At 36.3% G+C, this 14,043-nt stretch carries 8 protein-coding genes; 7 read left to right on the plus strand and 1 reads right to left on the minus strand.

Features of this window, described 5'->3' with window-relative positions:
• Positions 1–2 precede the first annotated feature (2 nt).
• Entirely contained in the window at positions 3–125 is a 123-nt protein-coding gene (locus FAY30_RS27825; RefSeq protein WP_263315351.1) for a hypothetical protein, read from the plus strand.
• Here FAY30_RS27825 and FAY30_RS12005 read toward each other — a convergent pair.
• The gene (locus FAY30_RS12005; RefSeq protein WP_149870101.1) at positions 122–691 is read right to left on the minus strand and encodes a recombinase family protein; all 570 of its coding nucleotides are present in this window, start codon (positions 689–691) and stop codon (positions 122–124) included. The two genes, FAY30_RS27825 and FAY30_RS12005, sit on opposite strands and share 4 nt — an antisense overlap.
• A gap of 345 nt (positions 692–1,036) precedes the next feature.
• Here FAY30_RS12005 and FAY30_RS12010 point away from each other — a divergent pair, with 345 nt between their 5' ends.
• The 6 genes from FAY30_RS12010 to FAY30_RS12035 all read left to right on the plus strand — a co-directional run bounded on the left by FAY30_RS12010 (position 1,037) and on the right by FAY30_RS12035 (position 13,735).
• Positions 1,037–3,907 (plus strand): ATP-dependent helicase, encoded by a 2,871-nt coding sequence (locus FAY30_RS12010; protein ID WP_223820995.1) that lies wholly within the window; start codon positions 1,037–1,039, stop codon positions 3,905–3,907.
• 18 nt (positions 3,908–3,925) lie between these two features.
• A complete protein-coding gene (locus tag FAY30_RS12015) occupies positions 3,926–5,908 on the plus strand; it encodes a DNA methyltransferase (RefSeq protein ID WP_149870103.1) in 1,983 nt (660 codons plus the stop codon).
• Positions 5,909–5,910: 2 nt separating this feature from the next.
• Positions 5,911–8,682 (plus strand): DEAD/DEAH box helicase family protein, encoded by a 2,772-nt coding sequence (locus tag FAY30_RS12020; RefSeq protein WP_149870104.1) that lies wholly within the window; start codon positions 5,911–5,913, stop codon positions 8,680–8,682.
• A 903-nt stretch (positions 8,683–9,585) separates the two neighbouring features.
• Positions 9,586–12,345, plus strand: coding sequence for an AAA domain-containing protein (locus FAY30_RS12025; RefSeq protein WP_149870105.1), 2,760 nt, complete (start codon positions 9,586–9,588; stop codon positions 12,343–12,345).
• A gap of 31 nt (positions 12,346–12,376) precedes the next feature.
• Complete coding sequence (locus FAY30_RS12030) at positions 12,377–12,700, plus strand: nucleoside triphosphate pyrophosphohydrolase (protein ID WP_149870106.1); 324 nt, start codon at positions 12,377–12,379, stop codon at positions 12,698–12,700.
• A gap of 39 nt (positions 12,701–12,739) precedes the next feature.
• The gene (locus tag FAY30_RS12035; protein ID WP_149870107.1) at positions 12,740–13,735 is read left to right on the plus strand and encodes an HNH endonuclease; all 996 of its coding nucleotides are present in this window, start codon (positions 12,740–12,742) and stop codon (positions 13,733–13,735) included.
• Positions 13,736–14,043 lie beyond the last annotated feature (308 nt).

Below are 14,043 nucleotides of genomic sequence, written 5' to 3' on the forward strand. Positions count from 1 at the left end.
GTTTGAGTTCCACAATTAGTGATGTTGTTGTTGTTGTTGTATTTCCTGATGAAATTCTAAAAGGCAAGAAAATTGAATTAATGGAGCTTGGCAAATGCAACCAAGCTCCATTCAATTTATATTAACTTAACCCATGCTCTTTAGCTTTAGCGTAAATAGTAGACCTCGGAACTCCGGTCATTTTTACAATATCATTTACGCTAAGACCATTTGATTCCCTTTCTGCATATAGCTTTAAAGCCTTCTTAATGTCTTTTACTGCCTTTCCAATACGCCCTATATGCTTCCCCTGTGCCTTTGCTCTCTCACGACCCTCTGCTGTTCTATCGGCTATTAAATCACGTTCAAACTCGGCTATAGCTCCCAGCATTGTGAACATGAGTATTCCGACTGGGGTGGAAAAATCAATTTGTTCTTTTATGAACACTAGAGAAATACCCCGGCTCTGCAGATCCTTTGCGATTTTATGTAAATCGAATGTGCTCCTAGCTAATCTGTCAAGCTTATAAACAACCAGCTTGTCGCCCTCTCTTAAATAGTCCAATGCCTTTGCAAGTTCTTCTCTGGCACTTTTTGCCCCAGATTGTTTTTCCATGAAAATTCTTTCGCAGCCGTATTCAGTTAGTTTGCCGAGTTGTAGCTCTAATTCCTGGTCTTTAGTTGATACTCTTGCATATCCAATTGTCGCCATTTCCATTTTCCGCTGTAGATGTCTAAAAGTCTAATATTTTTTGTACTTTCTATTTCAGACCAACTTCTAGACAATAACAACAGCAAAAACAGCAACATTTTTATATGTTTTTGAAGCTGTACAAAACTTATAACTTCTGAACAAAAAAAGTTGCAGGGACTCCAATTTTATATCCATGAGGTTTATATTTGTGGATTACATTAAGAATTATAGCATCCTAAAATAGGAAAACTATGGTATTATCTATGTGGGACTTATTGCTTAAAGAGCCAAATCTTGAGAGTTGACATCGCGACGTAGTATCAATTGTAAAAGACTAAAGAATAAATTGGAGGAGATGTTATTATAGCACAAGTAACTCCTAATAGGGACCAACAAAAGGCAATCGATACGATAGATGGACCAGTATTGATTTCGGCCGGACCAGGTACAGGGAAGACGGCCACGCTAGTTAACCGATATGCCAATATGGTGAATATTCATCGCATCAAACCTGAGAATATCCTAATGGCGACTTTTACGGAAAAAGCAGCAAAGGAAATCATCACGCGTATTTCTTCTGTAATTCCAGATTTTGATTTGAATGACGTTTATATTGGAACCTTCCATTCAATCTGTCTAAGAATTGTAAAGGATAACTTAGCATTTATCCCGACTTTGAAGAAAAACTTCACGTTGATGGATGATTTTGACCAGAAGTACTTCATCTACCAGCGGTATTATTATGATTTTAGAACTTTGCCACACTTTAATGATTTAATCAGTGAAACCTCAGGTGTATGGAGAAATGTCAGTAAAATAGCAGATCTAGTTAACGGGCTATCGGAAGAAAAAATAAATGCGGAGCGATTACTTACGGATCCAAATCCACAAATAGTTGCTTTGGGTGAAATCAAACAAAAATACGATGAACTATTGCAAAGAAAAAATAGACTGGATTTTGCGACGATTCAGTTGACCGCCTATCAGTTACTCAGTGAAAATCCGGAAATTCTAGAAAAATATCAAGAACTATTTCAGTATATGATGATTGATGAGTATCAAGATACCAATTCGATTCAGGAACAATTGATCTTCTTACTATCGAAAACTAATAATATATGTGTGGTTGGTGACGATGACCAGTCAATGTATCGATTCCGTGGTGCTACGATTCGAAATATACTGGAGTTTGAAAATAAATTTAAGAGAGGTGAGTGCAGCGTTATCCACCTTTCCATTAACTATCGTTCGGCTCCTGAGATAATTGAGTTCTATAATAGGTGGATGAAAGAGTACTCAGAAACTCACTTTCAGTGGGATCAGTTTCGAATTGATAAAACAATTTTACCCAGTTCTGGGAAAAGTCATAAAGAGTTGACACCTCCGGTAATGAAAATAGCCGGAGAGTCGACTGAACAATGGCATGAAAGAATTTTTAGATTCATAAAGATGCTGTCAGATGACGGATACATAAGTAATTACAACCAGATTGCCTTCTTATTCCGTTCTGTGGCGAAGAAAGAAACTCAGGAACTAGCGAATTATCTTGAAAGCAAAGGAATTCCAGTTTATTCTCCAAGGTCAAAAATGTTCTTCGAACGTGAAGAGATAATGGCAGCTATTGGTGTATTACTTGCAATTTTCGGTGACTATTCGGATGAGCTAGTTGATAGACCTGAGGAATACCTTGAAATGCTAACTGATTATTATGATCGCTGCTTGGATATTGCGGAGCAACTAATGGATGACGATGAAGATTTAGAAGATTGGGTTAGCTATCGAGAAGATGAGTTGGACAACCTTGTTGGAAATACGGATTACGCATTCACACAATTGTTGTATCAAATGTTCAGCTTCGACTACTTCCGAAAGATTATCGATACTGATTTATCATCCGGAGTAGCTGACCAGAGGGAAATCCGAAATCTTGCTATTTTAACAAACGTATTTGCCAAGTATGAAGCAAATGAAAATGTTGACGTCTTCTCTGATGTTAAGAAGGATCAGATTGTTTCTAAGCTATTTGAAACGTATTTTAGATTCCTCTTTGGAAGCAATCATGGCGGTGGTGGCATCGAAGAATATCAAGACGAATCTGAATATGCTCCGAGTGGTTGCGTTTCATTTATGACGGTTCATCAATCGAAGGGCATGGAGTTCCCAATCGTTATTACTGATTCCTTATACGACAGGCCCGCTGATGATAATCAAGGAGTACTTGAACAGGTATATGATGCCTATTCGCACCGGGAACCGTTTGAACCAACTGATAGGATTAAGTTTTTTGACTTCTGGAGGCGTTATTATGTTGCGTACTCACGGGCTGAGGAATTACTTATTCTAACTACACCAATTCGCACACGTGGTTCTTGGCCGATGCCGGGGAAAATGTTTAAGGAAGCTTTCAACGACCTAGAAGAATACTATGACCATCACTATTCATTTGAAGAGTTTGATTTTAAACCAGTTAAGGCATCAGATTTGAAGCAATCATATGCTTTCACATCTGATATTTCTAAATATGAAAGATGCTCAGTTGAGTATAAGATGTTCCGTGAACTAGGATTCTCTGAAATCCGTGTCGGTTCTACACTTTTTGGCTCCCTAGTTCATCAAACAATAGAAGATATTCATGATGCAATCCTCCGAGATGAAGTATTATCTATTCCAGATAATCTTGAAACGTGGTTTGATAACAATTACCAGGGGCTTGTTCTCAGCGAAAATAGTTATCTGGCACCAAAATCAAGAAATGCCGCACTTAAGCATGTCAAAAACTATTTTGAGAATTCTGAAGACCTTTGGAAAAACATCAGGAAAGCCGAAGTTCAGCTTAGCTATCCTATGGAAGATTTTATCTTGAATGGTCAAGTTGATATGATCAAAGGAAAAGGCGATACTGTAGAAATTGTGGACTTTAAAACAGGTGATAAGCCGGAACCTGGTGATGAATCTCTCATTAATTATGAAAAACAACTTCAGGTTTATGCAAGGCTAGTTGAGGTTAAGGAAAATGTCACTGTTTCAAAATTAAAGCTCTACTATCCGAGTGACCAAGAAAATCCAATTATTGAATTTGAAAAAGACAGCCAACAAATTGATAGTATAATTGAAGAATTCACGGATGTAGTTCATAAGATTGAAAAGAAAGAATTTAATCAACGAACGACAAATTATTCTGTTTGTCGCGAGTGTGATATGCGATTCTATTGCAACAGAATTAAATCAAAATAATGTAGGAGGAATTAGCTCGTGAATAAAGAATTACAAAAATTACTGCTTTCAAAAGAAGAATACGTAGTAGAGGCAACACTTAACAAAAACTTGGTGGGGCAGCTTGCACGAAATTACGACACTGGGCTTTTGAATATCCTTCAATCAAACGAAAAGATTAAAGCTCACTTTTTCTCTTCAACTGATGGGGGACTTATTTTTAAGCTTGACGTTTTTCTTCAGTTCTTGAATAACAAGGCATTTTTGCCTGACAGTTATACAATTTACAAACAAAAAATTGGACTAGCATATAAGGGTGAGGTAGATTTACTTTCACAAAATAAAGAAATTGTCCTTAACTGGCCCTACAAGGATTGTATTCTTGAAGGTGGGCAACACAAGGAAGATGCGAAACGAGATGAATTATTTTTCAATGAAGTTTTGTCACCAACAGAGGTGACCAGGTTGATGGAACCAAAAGCTTTTTCAAATTTTGTTCTACATAATTCGACAGGTGTTTCAAAATTAGAAAACATTTCAGGTAAGGAAAACTTAATAATAAAAGGCAACAACCTTTTAGCTCTGTCCAGTCTAAAAGAAAAATTCGCGGGAAAAATTAAATTGATTTATATCGATCCACCGTATTATTTCAACGCCAATAAGTCTGAGGATACTTTTCGATACAATTCAAATTTCAAATTATCAACTTGGTTGGTTTTTATGAAAAATCGTCTAGAACTCGCAAAGGAGTTATTAGCAGAAGATGGTGCAATTTTTGCTCAAATCAGTGATGATGGTGTTGCAGAACTACACTTGTTGATGAAGGAGATTTTTAACACTCCAACAACCAACAACTTTATTAATAAGATTACAGTAAAAACAAAATCACCTTCAGGTTTTCAGAGTGTGAATCCTGGAGTCTTTGAAACTGCAGAATATATTATTGGCTTTGCAAAAAATAAATCCAAGTGGACGTATAATCGCCAATATGTTGAAGCCGACTACGATGCAAATTACAAATGGGTTGTAACGAATATTGACGATGATTTTAAGAATTGGAACATGGTTGATATTAAAGAAGTAATAGCTAATGACTTAGGTATGACGTTAGAAGATTTCAAGAAAAAATACAATGACAAGTTAATTTTGGGGTTGATGGCGGAATATGCTCTAAAGAATCCAGATAAAGTATTTCGACCAGTCGCAATAAGTAATAAAGCAGGAGCACAAATAAAAAAAGTAAGAGATGAATCTAAATTAAGCCCCCACGAAATCTTTTTAGTGAGAAGAGAAGGCCAATATGATGTGTATGTAAATAATGGTCAAGAAATGGCGTTTTATCAGAAAAAAATTAGAGATATAAATGGTAAAATGTTACCAAGTGTCCAAGCAACAAACATGTGGACTGACACACCATATGAAGGGATTGCATCTGAAGGAGGAGTAGTACTAAAAGGTGGCAAAAAACCTGAGAAACTTCTCAAGCGGATTATTGAAATGGGTACTGACTCTGAGAACGATATAGTCATGGATTTCTTTTTAGGAAGTGGTACAACGTGTGCGGTTGCCCATAAACTTGGTCGAAGATACATTGGTATTGAGCAATTAGACTATATTGATGAACTTGCCATACCTCGACTGGAATCAGTTATAAACGGAGAACAAAGTGGTATTTCTAAAATACAAGGATGGACTGGAGGTGGTTCATTTGTTTACTGTGAAATTAAGAATGATGCAAAAGAATTTGTCAATAGAATTGAGGAAGCAAGTGATGATGGCGAGCTACTTGAGTTATTCGAATTAGCGAAGAAATCATCTTTTATTTCATATCGAGTTGATCCTAAGAAAATGAAGTCTTCGGAATTTGAAAAACTATCATTTGCAGAACAAAAGCAATTACTTCGCGAAATCATCGATAATAATAACTTGTATGTGAATTATTCTGATATTGAGGATCAGTCGTACGGAATTAGTGCTGAAGACAAAGTGTTAAACCGTCAATTCTATGGGGGTGGTGAGTAGATATGGCACAATTCTTATACGAAAAATATGATGGGGGACTAGGGATTTTTGCCAATTACTTTAAGGATCAAGTTCCTAACTATATCACTGAAAATCTCCGGCATGAGTTGCGCGAGTATCAATTAGAAGGTATTGGTCGCTATTTGAACTATGTGCATAGGGATGAACAAAATCGAACCTACCCCGAACAATTGCTCTTTAATATGGCAACTGGTTCAGGTAAAACAATGATGATGGCTGCAATCATTTTGGAGAAGTACAAGCAGGGTGAAAGGAACTTTCTGTTCTTTGTAAATAACTCTAACATTATTGAAAAAACGCGGGCTAACTTTCTCGATTCAACTTCAGGAAAATATTTGTTTGCTGATTCCATAATGATTGCTGATGAGTTGGTAGAAATCCGGGAAGTTACAGATTTTTCAGATTCGAACGAAGATGCAATTAACCTCTTATTTACAACTATCCAGCAACTGCATATCGACTTGAATACACCTCGTGAAAATCGTCTCTCTTATGAACAATTCGAGGACATTTCCGTTGTAATGCTCGCCGACGAAGCACATCACTTGAATGCCGGACTCAATGCGGATGAGAAAAAGGATAATAACAGTTGGACTGCGACAGTTGATAATATTCAAAGAAATGCAAAAAAATCTTCTCTTTTCGAGTTCACTGCAACGATAGATTTGTCAGATGCTGACATTGTAGCAAAGTACAGAGAACACCTACTGTATAAATATGATCTTAAAGATTTTCGATTAGATGGTTATAGTAAAGATGTTTTGTTCCACTTGGTAAATAATGAAGTTGATGTGCGTATGCTTCAATCAATAATCATCAGTCAATTCAGAAAGAAAGTCGCATTAAAAAATGGGATTAACTTAAAGCCACTAATTCTATTTAAGTCACAAAAGAAGACAGAGAGCGCAGGGAATCTATCTGATTTTCTTGGAATTTTGGATGCTCTAACGGCTGATCAAATTGAACAACAAAAACAATCCTCAACTGGCCTTGATGGTATTTTGACACAGGCGTTTGACTTTTTTGATGAAAATGGCATTACTCATGAGAACCTAATTGCCGAATTAAAAGAAGACTTCCGTGAAGAACGATTAATGCTTATCGATAGTGATAATAAGACGAGTGATAAGTTGGTTGTATTAAATACTCTGGAAGATCCCAAAAATGAGATTCGGGCTATCTTTGCCGTTGATATGCTGAACGAAGGATGGGATGTACTAAATCTATTTGATATAGTTCGCCTCTACGATACTCGTGATGGGAAGACGACAAAAGCTGGATTTAAGCCCGGGGCGACAACTAATGCAGAGAAGCAACTTATTGGTCGTGGAGCTCGTTACTATCCATTTGTCATCAATAATGATTTAGCTATGAAATACAAGCGGAAATTTGACCATAATGAAGCGGCCGAACTACGCGTGATTGAACAACTTCACTACCATTCGAAAGACAACCCGAGGTATATTTCTGAGCTGAAGCAAATTCTTCGTGAATCCGGAATCTATGATGACCAATCAATGGTTGAAAGGCAAATCAAATTGAAACGATCCTTCCGGAAAACAGGCACTTATAAGAACGGTGTCGTATGGGTCAACAGTCGAGTTGAGAAGCCGTCCTTTACATCAGTGCAAGGGTCCTTATTCGGGGATGATTGGGAAATCATTCTTCCAGAGGAACTTGAAGTTCATCTTCCAACTTCTGGTATGGGCGACTTTGCAGCCTTTGAAGGAGAAGACAGAGAGGTTTTTCAAGTTAAGAAAAAACAAGATAACCGAAAGTTCAAAGTCGGAAAAGAAATCACCCTCAATGTTTTGAGAGCAGCAATAAACCTAAAAAATAAAGATTTTAATTTTGAGAAACTGCATAAATCTTATGTCGGACTACCAACTTTGGAAGGCTTCTTGAAAGAAATTCAAAACAAAGTGTCTGTTATTGTCTTTGGTGATGAAGAGGATGTAAAAACTCTTTCTCAAGATCACAAGCTGTTTATTTCAAATGCAATTCTGCAGGCTATTGCAGATGAGTACATTAATGTAGAGAAACAGTACGAAGGAACGTTGCAATTCGAAGCAGTCAAGATTAAAGATGTTTTCGAGAAGAGAATTCAACGCAAGTATGTTATTGATTCGAATAGCAACAAGGAGAATGGAATTTCTCAAAAAGACTTAACTGAAACCAGAATCTTCGAGGATATCGATAAACTTGACTGGTATGCTTATACAGATAACTTTGGTACAAGCGAGGAAAAATTAGTAGTTAGAACCATCAAACAACACATGGCTGAGATTGAAACAAAACTAACTGATATCTATTTGCTTCGTAATGAGAAAGCAATAAGAATTTATAGTTTTGATAAAGGTAATGCTTTCGAGCCAGACTTTGTCATGTTTGCAAATGATGCGGAAACTGGTAATGTTTCTTGGCAATTCTTTATTGAGCCGAAAGGAAGTCAATTTCTAGATTCAAATGGGCAATTTGACAATGGTAAAGAGGGTTGGAAACAAGCTTTTCTGAAGCAAATTAAGGAAAAAGATGAAGATGGCCTTTTAGTTGATGATGATCATTATCGTATCGTTGGCCTTCCATTTTACAATCATGAGCGCACAAAAGAAGCTTTTCTCGATGAATTAAGGACGTCACTTAATATCTCGGAAGAAGTGAAAATTAAAGCTAGTCATTCTGTTCAAGGTACCCTCTTTGATGACCACGAGGATCTTACGCTGGTTGCCGAAGATGATCCGGAACAAAAATAATTAATTGGATTTCGTCGACCTTAAGCAAGGTGCTACTGACAAATCAAAATCCCAGCCGCTCACAACTGAGTAGCAGGGATTTTTCTATTCTCTGACCAATTCCATGCTGTCGGTGATATCGCAATCAAGCGCCTCACAGATGCGAAGAAGATATGGTAAAGAAGAATAATATATCGGCATCCATACTGGGTGCTTTTTCTTTTGACTAAAATGAAGATTGGGGTAGCACGATGAAACCAAAAAATGGATATCCGCAGCCTAAGTATTAATTTTTCCTTGCATACCACATGGATAGAGTAATTTTCATGGAGAAATCTTGGGGGCAAGTTGGGGGCAAAATCAAACATACTGCCCCCAATTACATCTGTTAGAATCATAAACTTGAAAAATTAAATCCTATTATATCAACTTCACTTAACCAAAACTTTTATAATCAGATTCACTTTCCTACCTTGACAGGGTTGAGGTCGGGGGTTCCAATCTTACTCATCAAAAGAGGACAAGAATTGCGAAAGCATTGAAAGGGAAAGATCCTAATTTTGTTTGTAGTATCGTTTTTTTAAGAGATTAACTTTCAAAGGTGGAAAAAAACGCTATTTGTTCGTTTATTTCATAAGGTTAGCATTAATGCTGAATTTAAGCTTGCCATAGCAAGATCAATAGAGGTGTGTGTAGTGCAGGTGACAACCCAATCTCAGTAGATTTCTTCTAAGTTTAAAATAGTGCCAGCTTCATCCAGCAAATGGATAGTGATTGGTACTATTTTTTTGTATCAAAATTAATCTATTCAGTGAAAATCGTACCATAAAGTATATATAAATATGGTATTATTTAGTAATGAATATTATTTTTAAGTTAAATACGGAACTAAATAGATACTAGATTAAGAGGTGTTAACAATCGTTGAATGTTGAAAATCATCTTATTCTTGTAAAAACCAAGGATAAAACAGAAGAAATCGACTTATGTAAATACGAAAATGGCAAATGGATGGTTAGATATAAGAGCAATAGCAAGGTTTATTCTTACCAATATATAAATGTAAATTGGTTCAAAGACCCAAAAATAATAGATCATGAGACCTGTATGATTTATGAAAATAATCTACCTGTCACAGGCATCGTTAGAATATTGGATTTTGGAGATTATATAAAACTTATTTTTAAAACTGGGTACAAAAGAGTGTATGAGCGGTCGAGAATAACAATTGAAGAAACCTGTTTAGCCCAAAGAACAGCATATAATACATTTGACTATCTTAAGACACTAGCAGGCTATGTAAGTGTTAAGGATGAGAAGGATATTAGCTTTTTAAGCAAGCAGTACAATAAACTTAATATGATTAGTCCTCGTAGTGTTTTGTCTGCGTATTTAGAAGGTAAACCATTAAACGAACAAAATCGACAAAGACAAGCTATTTTCCCTTTTGGTTTTAATATTAGCCAAAAATCCGCAACTGAAAAAGCGTTAATGAACCAGATTAGTGTAATCGAGGGGCCACCTGGAACTGGGAAGACACAAACGATTTTAAGTATCATTGCCAATGCCATTATGAACAACAAATCTGTTGCGATTGTTTCGAATAATAACTCCGCAACGGCAAATGTCCTTGAAAAGCTGCAAAAGTATGGAGTTGATTTTATTGCTGCCTATTTAGGTAACAATGAAAACAAGGCAAAGTTCTTCAAGGAACAAATTGGTACATATCCAGAAATGAGTGATTGGGCCTTACCACCCTCCGATCATCAACAAATTAAATCGAACTTACGAGAAATACAGAAAACATTAAATGAAATGCTAGTTTATCAAAATAAGCAAGCGGTTTTGAAGCAAGAGCTGGCTTCCTTGCAAACAGAATATAAATATTTTAATCAATACTGTGAGCAATCTGACAATCAACAACTTAAATTCCGCTCTTTCTTCCGCTATAGTGCAGACCGGATTTTAACAATATTGCATGAGTATAAACGCAATGTTAAAAGAGGAAAAATTCCATTTAAAAGCAAATTATATAACCTGTTTGTTTACGGATTATATAATTTTAATTTGTATAAGCATTCGCCGGAAGCGGTTATTTCTTTTTTGCAAAAAACGTATTATGAAACAAAAATGAAAGAGATAAGTGAAAAAATTGCTGCGTTTTCTAAAAAGATGGAAAACTATGATTTTGAAAATGCAATGAAAGAATACAGTCAAAGTTCTATGGAATTGTTCAAGGCAAAATTGGCTGATAAATATGGCAAAGGTGGGAGCAGGTCTCTTTTTACTAACGATGCTCTATGGAAGGGTTTCGATCCTTTTATAAAGGAATATCCTGTTATCTTAAGTACCACTCATTCCTTACGCAGCTGTGCTAAAAATAATTATCTCTTTGATTACGTTATTATCGATGAAGCTTCACAGGTAGACATAGTGACCGGCGCATTAGCACTATCTTGTGCCAAAAATGCTGTCATAGTAGGGGATGTTAAGCAGCTGCCAAATGTTGTCCCGTCTGAGGTTGCCAGTACAACCGAGCGAATATTTGAGTCATTTAACATGGATGACGCCTACAATTATGCGAACCATAGCCTATTATCTTCCATCTTAAGCCTATACAAAAATATTCCTAAAACTCTTTTGAAAGAGCATTATCGGTGCCATCCCAAAATCATCGGCTTTTGTAATCAAAAGTTCTATAACAATGAACTTATTGTTTTAACAAATACCCGGGAAGAAGATAAACCATTAATCCTCTATAAAACAGCAAAAGGAAACCATGCCAGGGGAAAAGTAAATCAACGGCAGATAGACGTAGTTTTCAATGAGATCATTCCTGAGCAAAAAATAAATGCTGATAGACAATCAGTTGGAGTTATTTCACCATTTCGCCTACAAGCGAATGAACTGAAGAAGGCCATAGCAGGAAGAAATATAGAGGCGGACACCGTACATAAATACCAAGGTCGGGAGAGAGACGTTATTATTCTCACAACAGTAGCAAATGAAATTGCATTAAATGATTTTGCTGATAATCCCAAACTGATCAATGTGGCTGTTTCACGTGCTGTGGATAAACTGATTGTTGTAGTTGCTGAGGGGAGCGAAGAATGGGTAGGTACCAATATAGGTGATTTAGTAAGATATATTCAATATAACAATTTTGAAATCATTGAAAGTCAAATCTACTCTGTATTCGATCTGCTTTATAGCAGCTATTCTAATAAATTGTTAGAAGTGATGAAGAGAAGCAAGAAGGTTTCGCAGTTTAAATCGGAAAACTTAATGAATGCGGTTATTGAAAAAGTAGTGGGACAGCCAGAATTCCAAAGCCTTGACTGGGTGCTGCATCAGCCATTAAGAATGCTCATCAAGGATCCAAACAAGCTTACAGAGGATGAACGAAAGTATGCCATGAATGTCTTAACACATACTGACTTTGTTATATTTAACAAGCTGGATAAGATGCCTGTATTGGTGGTTGAAGTGGATGGACATGCCTACCATGCAAATAACCCAACTCAACTAAAACGTGACAAAATGAAGGATGAAATCTTGAGGAAGTATGGAATTCCTATCATTAGAATGGAAACGACTGGGAGTGGAGAAGAAGAAAAACTTCGAATGAAATTAGTGGAGATATTGAAGTTGGAACCAAATTTGAAAGAGTTAATAAATAGTTAGATCCTAATATTCAAATAGAGGGGTATGACCAATGCCTATATACAATAAACTAGTCCGCGATAAAATACCAAAAATCATTCAAGCTACAGGTAAGCAATGCTCCGCAAAAATTTTAAATAATGATGAATATATCAAGGCCCTTCAGAAGAAAAGTTTCGAGGAACTTCAAGAATATGTTGATAGCAAGAATAACGATGAGGCAGTTGAGGAACTGGCAGATATACTGGAAATCATCCATTCTTTTGCAGAGTACCATGGCGTTTCAATGGAGGAAGTTGAAGAAGTACGGAAAAGAAAGCTGGAGATGCGTGGCGGTTTTAAGGAAAGAATTTATTTAATTGAAGTGGAAGAATGAAAAGGAATCTAGCATCCAAGCATTGCGGGGGACGGGCCAATGAGCCATAAATTACAAGTGGGAGAAATGAAAGCAGCCTATTTAACAGATAAAGAAATATGGGCTCATTTTAATTTCATCTTTTCGCCAAAATCAAAAAACTCAACTACATACAAGTTTGTCTTGATTAAATCCATTCTAGAAAACTTATACAATGTCAATGACAAGCTGGAATTACCATACTCAACTCTTTTTTCAAGCTTTGCCAAGATCTACTGGAACCTTGTTATTCATCATAACCTTAACCAAATTAATATGACTGATAAGAAGGCCGAGGTACAAAAAATCCTCCTTGATGTCCAAGCCAAATATCAAATCCCGAATACACTTGTTTTTGATAAGCTGTCTCATGAATTACAGGTTGAGATTATTACCAAGGTGAAGAAGAGATGCAAGATTAATGTCATGGGTGCCATTTACGGTGACACCGGCTGCACCATTTATGATTTTGATAATGGGAAGGAACAGGCAAAACTTAATAGCACTTTTTACTCGTTCATGCAGCGATTCCATCGGGTTTTAAATTATTTAACGAATTATCATCTCGCGTTATTTTTAGAAAAATTTAATGAAAAGGGAGATACCACTAATCTGCTCTTAAAGGTAGAAAATGTCTCTAAGAGATGCTCGCTTGATCAGTTTTATCAGGTGCTCTCGTCATTTTATAATGGGAAGTGTTTTTACTGCGGGAAAACGATAAAGAAGGAGGCCGCTCATGTAGATCACTTCATTCCATGGAGTTTTGTCCAAACGGATCAACTGTGGAATTTGGTGATTGCTTGCAGCACTTGTAACTTGTCGAAAAGTGATAAATTAGCAAATGAACTATTTTTAGAGACAGTGATTGATCGCAATGAATCACTACTTTCAATAAAGGAACTTAAAGTGAGGGAAGACATGAAGGTGTATTCCAGTCATAAGTTGAAAGATCTGTATCATTATTCAGTAGAAAATGGGTTTACAGAGTTTTGGACACCGAAGAAAAGGATATTGTGAATAAAATAATTTCCTTTACTTACTATGTGGTAAGGAGGAGCATGAAATTTGTTCATGCTCCATTTCTATTTATCCACAAAGTTTCATTAAGTTTGTCGGTCACATGATTACGGCCATTGAAATGTACCACCTCTGACATCGTTTTTACCACCAAATGACAAAGAATGACAGACTGTTTACCACTTCAATCCATCTGGTGATAAGATATAAAACCAAAGTTTTGAGAATCAAAATTATAAAAAATTGATTTAATTTCAATAAGATCAGTCACCTGCAAACGGTCGGGATTAACTCTTGTATTAGGTAGT

Origin of the sequence: Bacillus sp. S3 (assembly GCF_005154805.1) — a bacterium.
Lineage (GTDB): Bacteria > Bacillota > Bacilli > Bacillales > Cytobacillaceae > Neobacillus.